Raw genomic sequence first — 16,572 nt, 5'->3', positions numbered from 1 at the left:
CGGACCCGCCTTCGCCCGTTCCCCCGTCAGCTCGCTGACCGGCGTGAAGCCCTCGCCCGGGCGCTTGACGCCGACGACTGGGGCGCGACCGTGGGCGGACGGCATCAAGAACGCATAAAGACTGCCGGGGTCCGGCAGTGAACGCCTGTGCTGTTCTGTGAAAGCGTGCGTGGACAACGGGAGAAGCAAGGCACGGGCAGGTGGATTGGATGGGCTGGTTTCTTGGTCTCGGCATCGCGGGCCTTGTCCTGCTCGTCGTGTCCCTGGTCTTCGACGGGGTGCTGGAGGGGATCCTCGACTCGCTCGGTGGGGGGCTGGACGGGCTTCTGTCGCTGCCGGTGATCGCCGGTTTCGTGTCCGCGGTCGGCTTCACGGGCGCGATCACGATGGGTGCCTTCGGTACCGGGGCGGGGATCGCCGGCGGTGCGGGCGTGGTGGCGGGGGCTGTCGTCGGGTGGGGGACATGGCGTTTCGGCCGTGCGCTCCTGCGTGACGGCGTGACGCCCGCACCGCGTGGCGAGGATCTGACCGGCACGAGCGGTTCGGTGGTCACGGCGATCCCGGCGGGCGGTTACGGCGAGGTCCTGCTCTATCTCGCGGGCCAGCCCGTGAAGTACGCCGCGAAGGCCGCGACTCCCGTCACGCGTGGCACCGAGGTGTGGGTCGAAGCCGTGCTCTCACCGACCTCCGTCTGCGTCCGCCCGGTCGAACGCTGACCCGTCGAACGCGGGCCCGGAGCCACGTTCTGTCCTTCTCATTCTGATCGAAGGGGGTTTCCTCATGAGCCCTGTCCTCACCGCTGTGGTGGGCATCGTCGTCCTCGTCGTGCTGCTCGGCCTCGCCGTCGTCACCCGGTACAAGGTCGCCGGTCCCAGCGAGGCGTTCATCATCACCGGCCGACGCGGCAAGAAGGCCACCGATCCGGCCACCGGGCGCGTGTTCACCGACAACAGCGGGCAGAAGGTCGTGGTCGGCGGCGGCGTGTTCGTCGTGCCGTTCGTGCAGCAGAAGTTCAGCCTCGACCTGTCCAGCCGGCACATCCCGGTCGCCGTGCGCGGCGCCGTCACCCTGCGCGGTGTGAAGGCCAACCTGGAGGGTGTCGCGATCGTCAAGGTCGGCGGCACCGAGGACTCGATCCGGGCGGCGGCCCAGCGCTTCCTGATGCAGCAGGACGGCATCGTCGGCTTCACGCAGGAGGTGCTGTCGGGCGCGCTGCGCTCCATCGTCGGCCGGATGTCGGTGGAGGACATCATCCGCGACCGCGCGGCGTTCGCCGGCCAGGTCGCCGAGGAGGCGGAGGCGAGCCTGTCCGGGCAGGGCCTGGTGCTCGACGCCTTCCAGATCCAGGACATCACCACCGAGGGCTCCTACCTGGAGGACCTGGGCCGGCCGGAGGCCGCCCGCGCCAAGCAGGAGGCCGACATCGCCGAAGCCGTCGCCCGGCGGGCCGCCGAGCAGGCCCGGCTGAAGGCGGAGGAGGAGATCGCGATCGCGCAGCGGACCCTCCACCTGAAGCAGGCCGAGATCAAGGCACAGACCGACGAGGCGACGGCCCAGGCCAACGCCGCGGGGCCGCTCGCCGAGGCGGCGCGGCAGCAGGACATCCTCAGCGAGCAGGAGAAGGTCGCCGCCCGCCAGGCCGCGCTGACCGACCGCCAGCTCGACACGCAGGTCCGCAAGCCCGCCGACGCCGCCCGCTACCAGGCCGAGCAGGAGGCGGAGGCCCGCCGTATCGCGCTGGTGAAGCAGGCCGAGGCCGACGCCCAGCGTTCCCGGCTGACCGGTGAGGGCGAGAAGGCCCACCGCGCCGCGCTCGCCGAGGCCGTACGCATCGAGGGCGAGGCCCAGGCCGCCGCCATCGCCGCCAGGGGTTCCGCCGAGGCCGAGGCCATGCAGAAGAAGGCCGACGCCTTCGCCCAGTACGGCGACGCCGCCGTCCTGCAGATGCTCGTCGAGGTCCTTCCGCAGGTCGTCGCCAAGGCGTCCGAGCCGCTCGCCGCCGTCGACAAGATGACCGTCATCTCCACCGACGGCGCGAGCCGGCTGACCCGCACGGTCACGGACAACGTCGCCCAGGGCATGGAACTGCTCTCCTCCGCCACCGGGGTCGACCTCGCCTCGCTCCTCCAGGGCATCACCCAGAAGAAGACCGCACCCGAGACCGCTCCGGCCCCGGCCGGCCCGGGCACGCCCGTCGAGATCACCGACTAGAAGCAGGGGGAGGGGGCACGTTGAGAACCAGCTTCAAGGTCCACGCGGGGCTGCAGTTCGCCCTCTCTCTCGCAGGGCTGCTCGCCGCGACGTATACCGCTCTGCCGCACCTGCCGCCCCTCGGCGACGAGTGGATCGCGCTCGGCATCGGCATCGCCCTGCTCGTACCACTCCACGTGGCGACGATCGTCCGCAGCAACATCGTCGCTCTGCGCACGGACGGCCTCACGACCAAGGCGAACCAGTGGCGTGCCCTCCGCGCCCTCCCGCGCCCGACCCGGCTCCTGCTGGCGGGTGCGGGCCTGGCCGGGGCGGCGTTGTTCGTCGGCACGGACAACGCCCCCTCGCACCTCGTGAACCCCGGCTCCGCAGAAGGTCGGTACTTCGCCGTGGAGACCACCGATCCGAGACGGCAGCGGACAGAGATCACACGGGTCACGTACGAAGCCCTGCGCAAGGACGAGCAGACGTCGCTCTTCGCGGGGTACGGCCTCATCGCGGCCGGCGGTGGAGGCCTGACGCTTGTCTTCGCGAAACTCGACGCCTGGGCCGGCGAGTGACGAGCAGGGGTACCCGGCACGGCAAGCCCTACAGCGCCGTCAGACGACGTCTCCAGAACATCCTGGTCGCCATCGGCGGAGTCCTCGCCCTGCTCACGGGAACCGTACTGCTGACCATCGTGCTGCCCCAGGCATCGGCGAACGAACGGGCCTTCCTGTCCGCCACCGAATGCCGCGTGACGTCCGCACGCGACTGCCTGCGGGCGGCCCCCTTCACCGTCGAGTCGGTCACCATCCACGACGGCAAGAACGCGGGCGGCCGGGTCCGGCTCTCGGGGGCCGGAGCCGGCCCGGCTCCGGTGAAATTCGATGGTGTCAGCGAGTTCCTGAAGCGGGTGCGCCCGGGCGACGGTGTCACGGGCACGGTATGGCGGGGCGAGATCGTCGCACTGTCGGACGGCGAAGGCGGTCAGCGCACCGTCGACCACCCCGTGGGCGACTCCCTGCTCACCGTCGCATTCGGCATCCTGCTGCTCGTGACCGGAGCGCTCGGCGCGTACGCCGCGTGGTGGTGGATCCGCTGTCCCGAACACACCCGGCGGGGGCATCCGCCCGCCCTCGCCGCCGCCGGCTGGGCGGCGACCGGCCTGGTCGTTCACACCTTCGTGCTGATGGTCGCCCTGGGCAGCCAGGACGCGAGTCTCACTCTGTTCCTCACCCTCTGGACACCCGCCGCCGCGGCGGCCGGCGCATTCCTGGCCCACCGCCGGCGTGTCCTCCGCAAAGGACCCCGCCGTGGCGCCGTCGGCCGGCAGCGGACTGAGGGATGATCGACCACACCACATCTCGACGCCACGGGGGAAGACATGAGCGGGCTGCCCCGCCAGGGTGACGCACTGTCATACATCGGTGAACACATGGTGGTCTGCGGCGACGACGGGCTCGCGCACCGGCTGGCCGCCGAGCTGCGGGAGGTCTACCGGCAACAGGTCGTCCTCGTCGTCCCGGCGGACCAGGTCGAGGCGCAGCCGGCGGGACAGCCCGCGGACTCGTCGTCCGACGACGCCGTCGCGCCCGTGCGGCTCGTGACAGCGCAGGCCCCCACGAAGGAGGCGTTGCTGCGCGCCGGAGTCGACCGCGCGACCGCGCTGGCCCTGCTCTACGAGGACGACGAGACCAACCTGCGGGCCGCGCTCGCCGCCCGGCGCCTGAGCCCCGGCCTGCGCCTCGTGGTCCGCATGTACAACCGCAAGCTCGGCCAGCATCTGGAGGAGCTCCTCGACCAGGCCGCCCTCGTGGCCGCACCCGGTATCGACCGGACAGTGCTGGAGGCGTCCACGACCGTGCTCTCCGACGCCGACACCGCCGCTCCGGCGTTGGCGGCCACCGCCGTCGCCGACACCAACAAGGTGGTCCAGGCCGACGGGCTGCTGCTGCGCGCCGCCGAGCGCCCGGCCCCCGGCCGGGGAGAAGTGCCCGTTCCCGGCCTGTGCACGCTGGCTCTGCTGACCTCGACCACGGCCGACCCGGCCGGCTCCGACGGCTCGGAAGCGAGCGGCACCCGTGGGCCGGAACTCCTTCCCGACGACCGGACCGTTCGGGGAAGCGCCGGGCGCGGCACGGTGGTTCTGGAGGCGGTGCGGCGCGAAGGCCCCGCTCTGCCCGCGCGTCGGCTCGCCCGGCGGGGCGCTCCCCTCGGGGAGGTGTTCTCCGCCCGGCTGCGGTGGTCACTCGCGGGCATCTTCGCCGCGGTCGTCGCGCTGACGGTCACGACCACGGTGCTCACGGACGCGGACCCCTTGCATGCCGCCTATCTGACGCTGCTCGACCTGTTCTCCATCAACGATCCCGCGCTGGAGGAGTCCACCACCCGGCAGGTCCTCCAGCTCCTGTCCGGGCTGGTCGGCCTGGCCCTCCTGCCCCTGCTCGTCGCCGGCGCGCTGGAGGCCCTCGGCACCTTCCGCACGACCGGTGCGCTGCGCCGCCCGCCCCGAGGGCTCCAGGGCCACATCGTGCTGTTGGGCCTGGGCAAGATCGGTGCCCGTGTCCTGGCCCGTCTGCACGAACTCGGCATCCCCGTCGTCTGCGTCGAACAGGACCCCGACGCCCGGGGCATCCCGCTCGCCCGCGACCTCGGCGTGCCGGTGGTACTCGGTGACGTCACGGAGGACGGCGTACTCGACGCGGCACGCATACGTCGAGCGGACGCCCTGCTCGCCCTCACCAGCTCGGACACCACCAACCTGGAGGCCACGCTGGCCGCCCGGGCGCTCAAGAACGATCTCCGGGTCGCGCTCCGGCTCTACGACGACGACGTCGCCACCGCCGTCTACCGCACCCTGCGCTCCGCACACCCCCACGCCGTCACCCGCAGCCGCAGCGTCTCCCACCTGGCCGCCCCGGCCTTCGCCGGAGCCATGATGGGCCGCCAGATCCTCGGCGCCATCTTCGTGGAACGCAAGGTGCTGCTCTTCGCCGCGCTCCTGGTCGCCGGTCACCCCCAGCTCGAAGGCCGTACCGTCGCCGAAGCCTTCCGTCCCGGCGCCTGGCGCGTCCTCGCCCTCGACACCGCGAGGCCCGAGTCCCGCTCACCCGACCTGGCCAACTCGAGCCACGACGACCAGCACCCCTCGCTCCTGTGGGACCTCCACCCCGGCCACGTCCTGCAAGCCGGGGACCGGGTCGTCGTCGCCACCACACGCCGTGGGCTCGCCGAACTCCTCGGCACCCCCGCGCCAAGCGCCGCGCGCCCCCGGGAACCCTCGGAGGGCTGACGGCGCCTACCAGGCACCGCAACGACCGTTACCTACAAGCCGGTTGTGCCGGAGGTCTGGTCCTGTGGCAGACGGTGACGGTGTGGACACGGCTCGCTGCCGGACGCCACACTCTCCTCAGCCCCCTGGCGGGGACCAGGAATCCGGACGGAGACGTGATGCCACGGCGCGTGATCCAACTCATCCTTTCGCTTGTCATGGTCATGGCCGCCACGATGGGCGGGGTGCTGGCCACGGCCGGCCCGGCCCAGGCCGACGAGTGCTACACCTGGGGCCGCACCCTGTCCCAGGGCATGTCGGGCTCCGACGTGACACAGCTGCAGATCCGGGTGGCCGGGCATGCCGCGTACGGCGAGGTCATCGCCGTCGACGGTTCCTTCGGCCCGGCCACGAAGGCCGCGGTGACCCGCTTCCAGCAGGCGTACGGGCTGTCCGCGGACGGCGTCGCGGGCCCCCAGACCTTCAGCAAGATCTACGCCCTGCAGGACCCGGACTGCACGCCGATCCACTTCACCTACGCCGAGCTGAACAAGTGCAACTCGGACTGGTCCGGCGGCGCCGTCAGCGCGGCGACGGCCAAGTCCAACGGCCTGCGCACGATGTGGAAGCTGGAGGCCATGCGGCACGCCCTGGGCGACGTGCCGATCACCGTGTCCAGCGGATTCCGCTCGTACGCCTGCAACAGCGCGGCGGGCGGCGCCTCGAACAGCCGGCACCTGTACGGCGACGCCGCCGATCTGACCGGCAGCCCGTCGCTGTGCAAGCTGGCGCAGCAGGCCCGCTACCACGGCTTCGGCGGGATCTTCGGCCCCGGTTACCCCGACCACAACGACCACACCCATGTGGACGGACGCACCAGCCGCTCCTGGTCCGCGCCCAACTGCGGCGTCTGAACAGCGCGTACGGCACGCACGGCAGTCCTCCTCCGGGCCGGGGCCGGGCCGGAGGAGGACCCGCACCGCCCGAGGCGCGCGTCCGGCGAGGCATCGGCCACGGGCGACCGGCGGGCGGCCACCGCTCATCCCGGCACGGAGCAGACCTGCCGCGCCGCTCCCCCTCGCTCTCCCCGCATCCGAGTAGGAGTGCCCTGATGTCGTCCCGCACCCCCTGGCGTGCCCGCGCCGGAACCACCCTGCTGGCGGTGCTCGCCGGAATCGGCGCGTTCGCCGTTCCCGGCTCCGCCGCGGCGGCCTCCCCGCCCGAGACCGGCCGACAGACCGTCAGCTACCACGGCTACCGCGTCGAGGTGCCCGCCGACTGGCAGGTCGTCGATCTGACCGCGAACCCCCGCGCCTGTCTCCGCTTCGACAGACCCGCCGTCTACCTCGGTGAACCCGCCGAGGAGAACGACTGCCCCGCACACCTCGTGGGCCGCACGGCGGGCATCGTCGTGGAGCCCCTCACCGCCCGCTCCGCCGCCCGGGCGACGGCGGCGACCGCGCGGGCCCGGCACGGCCAGGCCACCGCCCCGACCGCCGTGTCCAGCAACGACACCATCCAGATCGCGGTCGAGGACGCCGGTGTGCTCGTCACCGCCGCCCACACCCCGGAGACCGAGAGCCTGGTGCGCGGCGTTCTCGGCTCGGCCGAGCTCACCGTGAGCGCCGGCCGCACCGAACTGCCCCGTGCCGCCCAGCGGACCGAGGCCACTCCCCTGGCCGCGGCCGGGCCGCAGCCCGGCAGCTACCTGGGCAAGGGCTTCGACGCCTGCGCCGCACCCTCGGGGGCCGCCATGAACGCCTGGCAGGCGAACTCGCCGTACAGCGCGGTCGGTGTCTACATCAGCGGCTCCTTCCGCGGCTGCGCGCAGCCGAATCTGACCGCGAGCTGGGTGAGCAGCCAGACCGGCAACGGATGGCGGCTCATCCCCATCGACGTCGGCCGCCAGGCCCCGTGCACCGGCTACTCGCTGAAGATGTCCACCGACCCGGCCACGGCCAGGTCCCAGGGCGTCAGCGCGGCGGCCGCCGCCGTCACCGCCGCGTCGGGCCTCGGCATCCCGGCTGGCAGCGCGATCTACAGCGACATCGAGGCCTACACCTCCACGGCCTCCTGCAAGGCCGCCGTGCTGTCGTACCTGTCCGGCTGGACCCAGCGCCTGCACAGCAGCGGCTATCTGTCGGGCTTCTACTCCAGCGCCGCCTCCGGCATCAAGGACGCCGCGAGCGAGTACGACAACAGCGCGTACACGCGGGTCGACCACATCTTCTACGCGTGGTGGAACGGCGCCGCCGACACCGGCACCGGCTCCTACGTGCCCTCCACGTACTGGGCCGGCCACCAGCGGATCCACCAGTACGTCGGCGAGGTCACCGAGTCGTACGGCGGCTACTCGATCAACATCGACCGCGACTACCTGGACGTGGGCACCGGCACCCCGCCCGCGCCCACCTGTTCCGGAGCGAACCTCGACTTCGCCTCGTACCCCACCGTCCAGAGCGGCTCGACCGGCGACCAGGTCAAGGCGGCCCAGTGCCTGCTGAAGGCGGCCGGATACGACCCGGGCTCCCCGGACGGCGTCTTCGGTCCCGCCACGACCACCGCCGCCAAGAACTTCCAGACCAGCAGGGGGCTCACCGCGGACGGCGTGATCGGTCCGAAGACCTGGACGGCCCTGCTGTCCCGCGGCTCCACCCCCACCGTCCAGAACGGCTCGACGGGAGAGGCCGTCACCCGGCTCCAGCGTGCCCTGACCGCCGCGCTCGGCCGGACGGTGGCCATCGACGGCGTCTTCGGCCCGGGCACCGATCAGGCCGTGCGCGACTACCAGTCCTCCCGCGGGCTGACCGCCGACGGCATCGTCGGGTCCGGCACCTGGGGCGCCCTCCAGTCGGGAAAGTGAGGAACAGACCATGAGACGACTCGCAAGGATCATCACACTGTTCGCCGCGGTCGCGGGCCTGCTCTTCGGCCTCGGCGTCCCCGCGCAGGCCTTCTCCCAGGCCGCCTTCCCGCTGGTGAGCAGCGGCAACCGGGGCTCCGACGTCGTCGCGCTCCAGCACCTGCTCGCCGCGCACGGCCGTGCCGTGGCGGTCGACGGCGTCTTCGGCTCGGGCACGCGCAGCGCGGTGGTGGGCTTCCAGCAGGCCAAGGGCCTCACCGCGGACGGCATCGTCGGGTCCGCCACCTGGAGCGCGCTCGCCCTCACCGTACGCCAAGGCGACAACGGGCCGGCGGTGAAGGCCGTCCAGTCGTTGCTGAACGCCAAGCGGGGGTCCGGTCTCGCGGTCGACGGCGCGTTCGGCCCCGGTACCGACTCCGCCGTCCGCACCTTCCAGTCCCATGCCGGGCTCGGCGCGGACGGCGTCGTCGGACCGGCCGCGTGGAAGAACCTGCTCTGGCACTACGAGAACATCTCTTTCGGCACCGGAACGATGTGCGCGCAGAGCCCCGACGGGAACGCCGACGCGCACTGGGCGACCGCGGGCGCCGTCGGGCAGCTGGAGGCGGCCGCCGCCGTGTTCGCCACCACCGGCAACGGCAGACTGCCCGTCGGTGACGCGGGCTTCGAGCACGGTGGGGACATCCCCGGCCACGCCAGCCACGAAGTCGGCATGGACATCGACGTGTGGCCGATCCGCACCGACTCGGCGCAGTGCACCGCGGGGCGCATCACCTGGCAGTCGGGGACGTACGACCGCGCCGCCACCCGCCGGCTCGTGCAGGAGATCCGGGCGAAGGCCCCCGGTCACGTCGAGCTGATCTTCTTCAACGATCCGCAGCTGATCTCGGAAGGGCTGACCACCAGCTACCCGAACCACGACAACCACCTGCACATCCGCTACCGGTAACCGCGGGTCTGCGCCGGCTGGGCGGCGACCTTCGACCACGGCCCCGACGACCGGGGCCGCGTACGCGACGCATGCATCGGCGCGGCAGTGCTGCTCGGCTCCGGCCGCGGCGGCGCTGCCGCGTTTCGCGTACCAGGCGGGGACGGGTCTCCCGCGCGCAACCGGATTCCCCGGTCTCCGACCGTGCGCAGACTCTTTACGGCGATCCAAGGTTGCACTACTTTTCCGCAAGATTCAGCAACCACTTTCAGTCACGGCACCAGGGACAGGTGCCGGGGACTGCCCCTGCCTGCCTTCGGGAGCCGCCGTGTCTTCGCTCACCCGTGCCCTCCAGCGGACAGCCCACCGTCGCGGGATACGCACCGCGACCGCGGTCCTGGCCGTCGCCGCCGCCCTTGCCGCACCGATCGCGCCCGGTCCGTTCGCCACGCCCGCGGCGGCCGCTGCGGGCGGCCCGCTCGGCGCCCGCTACGACGCGTCCGGCGCCAACGTGGAGTTCCGGATCCACTCCTCCCGTGCCACCCGCGTCGAGCTCTACCTGTATGCGGCGGCGACCGGCGTTCAGGAGGCCGCCCGGATCCCCCTGACCCTGGACTCCGCGACCGGGGTCTGGTCCGTGACCGTTCCGGTCACCACGATCCGGCAGCAGTACGGCATCACCGGCGCGATCCACTACGGGTACCGCGCCTGGGGCCCGAACTGGCCCTACGCCGCGGCGTGGACCAAGGGATCCAGCGCCGGTTTCGTCTCGGACGTGGACAGCGCGGGCAACCGGTTCAACCCGAACAAGCTGCTGACCGACCCGTACGCCCTGGAGCTCAGCCACGACCCGCTCACTCCGGGTGGCCCGTCGAAGACCGTGTACGGCACGGGCCCCTCGTACCGCGCGGTGGACAACGGCGCGCAGGCGCCCAAGGGCATCGTCCTCGCGGCCGACACGACGAGCACCGGCAGCAAGCCGACGCGCGCGCTGAAGGACGACATCGTCTACGAGGTGCACGTCAGGGGCCTGACCAAGAGCGATCCCGCCATACCGGCGGCCTACCGGGGCACGTACAAGGGCGCCGGGCTCAAGGCCGCCGACCTCGCCGCCCTCGGCGTGACCGCGGTGGAGTTCCTGCCCGTGCAGGAGACCCAGAACGACACCGACGACGTCGACCCGACCGGCACCGCGGGTGACAACTACTGGGGCTACGAGACGCTCAACTTCTTCGCGCCGGACCGCCGTTACGCGGCCGACAAGAGCGCCGGCGGACCGACGCGCGAGTTCAAGGAGATGGTGAAGGCCTACCACGACGCCGGGATCAAGGTCCTCACGGACGTGGTCTACAACCACGCCGCCGAGGGCGGCCCGTGGAACGCCGGCGACAAGAACACCTACAGCCTGTTCAACATGCGCGGCCTGGACAACCCCACCTACTACTCGCTGACCGGCGACATGCAGGCGTCCTGGGACAACACCGGTGTCAACGGCAATCTCAACACCTACAACCCCGTCACGCGCGCCCTGATCACCGACTCGCTCGCGCACTGGAAGGACACCCTCGGCGTCGACGGCTTCCGCTTCGACCTCGCCCCCGTGCTCGGCAACACCTGCCAGCACGGCTGCTTCCAGTACAGCCGGACCGACCCGGACACCGCGCTCAACCGCATCACCGCGCTGATGCCCGCCCGCCCCGCAGCGGGCGGCACGGGCACCGACTGGATCGCCGAGCCCTGGGCCCTGGGCGCCGGCACCTACCAGGTCGGCAACTTCCCCTCCGGCTGGTCCGAATGGAACGACAAGTTCCGCGACACCGTGCGCCGTGACCAGAACGCCATGGGCAGCGAGAACGTCACCCCCACCGACCTCGCCACCCGCTTCGCCGGCTCCTCCGACCTGTACCAGGCGGCCGGCCGCAAGCCCGCCGCCTCCGTCAACTTCGTGGTGGCACACGACGGATTCACCCTCAAGGACCTGTACTCCTGCAACGGCAAGAACAACGGCCAGGCATGGCCGTACGGGCCGTCCGACGGCGGATCCGACTACAACATCTCCTGGGACCAGGGCGGCAACGCCGCCGACCAGCGCAAGGCCGCCCGCAACGGCCTCGCCCTGCTCATGCTGTCGGCCGGCGTCCCGATGATGACCGGCGGAGACGAGTACCTGCGCTCGCTCCAGTGCAACAACAACCCCTACAACCTCGACTCCTCCGCCAACTGGCTCACCACCTCCTGGAGCGCCGACCAGAGCACCTTCCGCAGCTACGCCCAGCGTCTCATCGCCTTCCGCAAGGCCCACCCCGCCCTGCGCCCGGCGAACTTCTACAGCGCCTCCGACGGCAACGCCAACGGCATGGGACAGCTGGACTGGTTCACCCCGGCGGGGACCGCGCCCGACGGCGCCTACTGGGGCAACGCGAACAACCACGCCCTGGCCTGGCGCTACGACGGCACCGAACTCGGCGACCCGAACAGCGCCCTCTACGTCGGCTACAACGGCTGGTCCGGCGACGTCGACTTCACCCTCCCCTCCCCCGGCGCCGGCAAGAACTGGTACCGCGTCACCGACACCTCCACCTGGGCCGAAGGCGCCGACCAGTTCGCCCAGCCGGGCACCGAATCCCTGATCGGCGGCGCCGGCACGGTCTACCGCCTCCACGGCCGCGCCACGCTCGTCCTCATCGCCAAGTAGCCCGCCCCGCCAAGAGGCTCCTCCGGCCCCCTCGGCTCATGCCACCGGCCCCGTACCACCCGCCCGCGCGTCCAGGGAGTTCCCCCACCATGACCCATCACCCGCCCGGAAAGAGGCGCTCGCCCCTGTCGGCCGGCGTCCTCGCCGTCCTGCTCGGACTGCTCGTCACCCTGCTCCCCGGCATGACCGCGCCCAGCGCCGTCGCCGCCGGGGGCAACTCGGCCACCGTCTACTACCACACACCGACCCGGAACTGGTCGGCGTACTACCTCCACTGGGCGCCCGCCGGCGGCAGCTGGACCACCGTCCCCGGCACGCGGATGGCCGCCGCCTGCACGGACTGGGTCAAGCTGACCGTCGACCTCGGCACGGCCACCACCTGGCAGGCGACGTTCAACAACGGCAGCGGCACCTGGGACAACAACAACGGCGCCAACTACCAGCTGGGGACAGGGACGATCACCGTCCAAGGCGGAACCGTCGCCCACAGCGACCCGTGCGGCTCGACGCAGCCCCCGCAGGGCGACGCGGCGACCGTCTGGTACTCGACCACCACCGTCGGCTGGCCCACCGTCAACCTGCACTGGGCGCCCGCCGGCGGCAACTGGACCACCGTCCCCGGCGTCGGCATGGAACCGGCCTGCTCCGGCTGGGTGAAGAAGACCGTCGACCTCGGCACGGCCACCACCTGGCAGGCGACGTTCAACAACGGCTCCGGCACCTGGGACAACAACAACGGCGCCAACTACCAGCTGGGGGCCGGGAACTCCACGGTCAGGGACCGGGTCGTGCAGGCGAACGCCGCCGATCCCTGCGCGGCCGTCACACCGGACACCACCGCTCCGTCCGTGCCCACGGGTCTGGCCGCGAGCGTCACGAACACCTCCGCGGTGCTGACCTGGGAGGCGTCCACCGACAACGTCGGCGTCACCGGCTACCAGGTCACCCGCACCGGCGGCAGCCAGGGCACCTCGGTCGCCGACACCGCCTCGACCGTCCTGTCCGTCAGCGGCCTGGAGGCCCGTACCTCCTACTGCTGGACCGCGAAGGCCCTGGACGCGGCGGGCAACCTCTCCGCCGCGAGCGCGCAGCAGTGCGCCACCACGGGCGACGCCCCGCCGCCGCCCGCCGCCGGCACCCCGCTCGGCGGTGACCCGCGCAAGGACCCGATCTACTTCGTCCTCACCGCCCGCTTCAACGACGGCGACGCCGCCAACAACCGGGGCGGCAGCCAGCACGTGAAGTCCGGCAACGCGGCGAACGACGACCCCATGTTCCGGGGCGACTTCAAGGGCCTCGTCCAGAAGCTCGACTACATCAAGGCGCTCGGCTTCTCCGCCGTGTGGATCACCCCGGTGGTGCTCAACCGCTCCGACTACGACTACCACGGCTACCACGGCTACGACTTCTACCGAGTCGACCCCCGGCTGGAGTCCGCCGGCGCCTCCTACCAGGACCTGATCAACGCCGCCCACGCCAAGGGCATGAAGATCTACCAGGACGTCGTCTACAACCACTCCTCCCGCTGGGGCGCCAAGGGCCTGTTCACACCGAAGGTGTACGGCGTGCGCGACTCCCAGTGGAGCTGGTACTACGACCAGAGGCAGGACGGCTTCGAGTACGACGGCCTGACCGTCGATCCGGTGTCGGGGAAGTCGTACTACAACGGCGACCTGTGGTCGACGGCGGAGCCCGCCGGCAATACCTGCCTCAACTGGGGTGTGCCGACCGGTGCCAAGAGCGCCGAGGGCTACACGATCTACAACTGCCAGTGGCCCAGCCCCACCTCGAAGATGTTCCCGGCCGCGTATTACCACCAGTGCTGGCTGGGCAACTGGGAGGGCGAGGACTCCCGCTCCTGCTGGATCCACGAGGACCTGGCCGACTTCGACACCGAGAGCACCCCGGTCCAGAACCACCTGATCGGCGCCTACAACAAGTACATCGACATGGGCGTCGACGGCTTCCGCGTCGACACCGCCGTCCACATCCCGCGCACCACCTGGAACCGCCGCTTCCTGCCCGCCATCCAGGAACGGGTCACGAGCAGGTTCGGGGCCGAGGCCGCGAAGAACTTCTTCGTCTTCGGCGAGGTCGCCGCCTTCGTCAACGACAAGTGGAACCACGGCTCGGTCAACCACTCCGCCCAGTTCTTCACCTGGAAGGAACGCAAGGAGTACGCGCTCGACGACGCCACGGCGGCGCTGGAGATGTACGCCTACGAGCAGCAGCTCGGCCCGGCGGGCCAGCCCACCTCGAACAACGCCTTCCTGAACGGCAACAGCTACCACGCCCCGGACCACAGCCGGTTCAGCGGCATGAACATCATCGACATGCGCATGCACAACAACTTCGGCTACGCCTCCAACGCCTTCAACAACGGCAAGGACTCCGACGACTCCACCAACGACGCCACGTACAACGTCGTCTACGTCGACAGCCACGACTACGGCCCGAACAAGTCCAGCACGCGCTACAGCGGCGGCACCGACGCCTGGGCCGAGAACATGGCGCTGATGTGGACCTTCCGCGGCATCCCGACCCTCTACTACGGCTCGGAGATCGAGTTCCAGGCCGGAAGGCAGATCGACTGCGGGCCCACCTGCCCGCTGGCCACCACGGGCCGCGCGTACTACGGCGACAAGATCGCCGGCGACGTCACGGCCAGCGGCTTCTCGACAGTCTCCGGTGCGACCGGCACCGTGGCCACCACCCTCCAGCAGCCCCTGGTCAAGCACCTCCAGCGCCTCAACCAGATCCGCCGGGCGATCCCCGCCCTGCAGATGGGCCAGTACTCCACCGAGGGCGTCTCGGGAAGCATGGCCTTCAAGCGCCGCTACACCGACACGGCGAGCGGCGTGGACAGCTTCGCACTCGTCGCCGTCACCGACGGCGCCACCTTCAGCGGCATCCCCAACGGCACGTACAAGGACGCCGTGACCGGTGACGTCAAGACCGTCACCAACGGCAGCCTCGGTGTCGGCTCCCCCGGCAAGGGCAACCTGCGCGTCTACGTCCTCGACCTCGGCGGCGGCAACAACGCCCCGGGCAAGGTCGGCGCGGACGGGCCGTACCTGAGGTAGCGGGGTACCGGGCGGCTCGGGCGGCGCCTTCTCCGCCGCCCGACGGCATGGTGGGCACGGCCGAAATCCGGCCGTGCCCACGAGCACGTCGAGGACCGACCGCTCGGTGCGGGGAGCGGGAAGACGCCGCCGGAGCTCTACCGGCCCGTCGCCCGGAGGCCGGTCAGGACGAGGTCGACGGCGTCCTCCGCCCAGCCGTCGCGGCCGGCGCGGTCGGCCATGTAGTCGGCGTAGAAGGGGCCCAGGAGCGCGGAGACGGCCACTTCGAGGTCCGCCCCGGCACCGATCTCGCCGCGGTCGCGGGCCTGTTCGAGCACCTGGCGCAGCAGGGCACGTCGGGGCAGGACGGTGCGTTCGCGCAGGAGGGCGAGGAGATCGGGTGTGTGGGCCTCCTCGGCGAGGCAGGTGCCGATCAGGGCCATGCCGCGCACCCGTTCCACCGTGGCGGCGAAGTCCTCCAGGACGGCGATCAGATCCGTGCGGGTGTCCCCGCTCGCGGGTGGGGCGTCAGCCATGCGCAGCGCCGCGAGTGCCGCGGTGAGAAGGTCGGCCTTGGTCTTCCAGCGCAGGTGGATGGTGGACTTGCTGACCTGCGCGGCGGCGGCGACCTGGCTGAGGCTCATCCGGGTGTAGCCGTGCGAGGCCAGCAGCTCGAGTGCCGCCTGAAGAATGGCGGCGTCCTTCTCGGCCGAGCGTGGCCGCCCGGCACTCCTGGTCTCCGTGTCACCCATGAGGCCAGGATAGGCGAATCCGTACCGAGCGGTTCGGTACGGATTTCATGGTGCCCGCGGCCGCGACCGCGGCGCCCTCGACTCAGGCTCCGGCGATGTGGAAGTTGAAGTCGGCGTGGCCGAGCGAGCCCCACAGGCGCAGCCAGATCGGCAGCAGCATCTCGGTACCGCGGGCGGTGGTGATGTCCCCGAGGTCGAGGACGCTGCTCTCGGGCCAGCCGAAGGAGACCAGCAGGTCGGTGACGGCCTGCTTGGCGCCGGTGTCGTCGCCGGAGACGAACACGGTGTGCTCGCCCGCGACGCGCGACGGGTCGACCATGATCTGGCAGTTCATGGTGTTGAGGGTCTTGACGACCCTGGCCTCGGGGAAGGCGCGCTGGATCTGCTCGCCGAGACTGTCGGTGTTGACCGGGTTCAGCGACGGGGGCATGCCCTGGGAGAAGTCCAGCGGGTTGGCGATGTCGATGAGCACCTTGTCCGCCAGGTTCGCGGCGCCCGCTGCTTCCAGGGCCTGGAGGCTGCCGCCGCCCGCGGTGGTGTTGACGACCGTCTCACCCCAGGCGGCCGCGTCGGCGATCGCCTCCAGACGGATCTGGTCGTGCAGGGCGAGCCACTCCCCGAACGGCTGGTTTCCGTAGCCGTCGGGCTCGGTACGGGCGAGCGTGGCCTTGGGGTCGCGGGTGCCGATGGTGACCTGGTGACCGAGGGAGGCCAGCTTGGCGGCGATGGTCCTGCCGACGATGCCGGTGCCGAGCACTGCGTAACGCATGGGGAGGGTCCTTCCGGGAGGAATGGAACGCCACGACGG

The 16,572-nt window shown here is 71.3% G+C and carries 12 protein-coding genes; 10 read left to right on the top strand and 2 right to left on the bottom strand.

The window, feature by feature from the left end; genetic code table 11:
- Positions 1-209: 209 nt before the first annotated feature.
- From AB0M18_RS09100 to AB0M18_RS09055, 10 genes are all read left to right on the top strand, one after another.
- Complete coding sequence (locus AB0M18_RS09100) at positions 210-716, top strand: hypothetical protein (protein ID WP_365756162.1); 507 nt, start codon at positions 210-212, stop codon at positions 714-716.
- Positions 717-780: 64 nt separating this feature from the next.
- On the top strand, positions 781-2,211 hold the full coding sequence (locus AB0M18_RS09095) for an SPFH domain-containing protein (protein ID WP_365756161.1): 1,431 nt from the start codon (positions 781-783) through the stop codon (positions 2,209-2,211).
- Between the two features lie 20 nt (positions 2,212-2,231).
- Entirely contained in the window at positions 2,232-2,771 is a 540-nt protein-coding gene (locus tag AB0M18_RS09090; RefSeq protein WP_365756160.1) for a hypothetical protein, read from the top strand.
- The gene (locus AB0M18_RS09085; RefSeq protein ID WP_365756159.1) at positions 2,768-3,541 is read left to right on the top strand and encodes a hypothetical protein; all 774 of its coding nucleotides are present in this window, start codon (positions 2,768-2,770) and stop codon (positions 3,539-3,541) included. The genes AB0M18_RS09090 and AB0M18_RS09085 overlap by 4 nt, the downstream gene beginning before the upstream one ends.
- Before the next feature lie 36 nt (positions 3,542-3,577).
- Positions 3,578-5,485 (top strand): NAD-binding protein, encoded by a 1,908-nt coding sequence (locus AB0M18_RS09080; RefSeq protein ID WP_365756158.1) that lies wholly within the window; start codon positions 3,578-3,580, stop codon positions 5,483-5,485.
- A 158-nt stretch (positions 5,486-5,643) separates the two neighbouring features.
- Positions 5,644-6,378, top strand: a complete 735-nt coding sequence (locus tag AB0M18_RS09075) for a D-Ala-D-Ala carboxypeptidase family metallohydrolase (RefSeq protein WP_365756157.1) — start codon at positions 5,644-5,646, stop codon at positions 6,376-6,378.
- A gap of 197 nt (positions 6,379-6,575) precedes the next feature.
- Positions 6,576-8,327, top strand: coding sequence for a glycoside hydrolase domain-containing protein (locus tag AB0M18_RS09070; RefSeq protein WP_365756156.1), 1,752 nt, complete (start codon positions 6,576-6,578; stop codon positions 8,325-8,327).
- A 10-nt stretch (positions 8,328-8,337) separates the two neighbouring features.
- On the top strand, positions 8,338-9,276 hold the full coding sequence (locus AB0M18_RS09065; RefSeq protein ID WP_365756155.1) for a penicillin-insensitive murein endopeptidase: 939 nt from the start codon (positions 8,338-8,340) through the stop codon (positions 9,274-9,276).
- Between the two features lie 307 nt (positions 9,277-9,583).
- On the top strand, positions 9,584-11,950 hold the full coding sequence (locus AB0M18_RS09060; RefSeq protein ID WP_365756154.1) for an isoamylase: 2,367 nt from the start codon (positions 9,584-9,586) through the stop codon (positions 11,948-11,950).
- A gap of 89 nt (positions 11,951-12,039) precedes the next feature.
- Positions 12,040-15,033 carry a carbohydrate binding domain-containing protein gene (locus AB0M18_RS09055; RefSeq protein ID WP_365756153.1) on the top strand — a complete coding sequence of 998 codons (2,994 nt, stop codon included), beginning with the start codon at positions 12,040-12,042 and terminating at the stop codon, positions 15,031-15,033.
- A 137-nt stretch (positions 15,034-15,170) separates the two neighbouring features.
- Here the strand turns inward: AB0M18_RS09055 and AB0M18_RS09050 are convergent, their stop codons facing one another.
- Together AB0M18_RS09050 and AB0M18_RS09045 are read right to left on the bottom strand one after the other, a co-directional pair.
- Entirely contained in the window at positions 15,171-15,764 is a 594-nt protein-coding gene (locus tag AB0M18_RS09050) for a TetR/AcrR family transcriptional regulator (protein ID WP_365756152.1), read from the bottom strand.
- A gap of 82 nt (positions 15,765-15,846) precedes the next feature.
- Positions 15,847-16,533, bottom strand: a complete 687-nt coding sequence (locus tag AB0M18_RS09045; protein WP_365756151.1) for an NAD(P)-binding domain-containing protein — start codon at positions 16,531-16,533, stop codon at positions 15,847-15,849.
- Positions 16,534-16,572 lie beyond the last annotated feature (39 nt).

Origin of the sequence: Streptomyces sp. NPDC051909, from assembly GCF_040681095.1 — a bacterium.
Taxonomy (GTDB): domain Bacteria; phylum Actinomycetota; class Actinomycetes; order Streptomycetales; family Streptomycetaceae; genus Streptomyces.
This window is presented reverse-complemented; position numbering and strand designations above follow the sequence as displayed.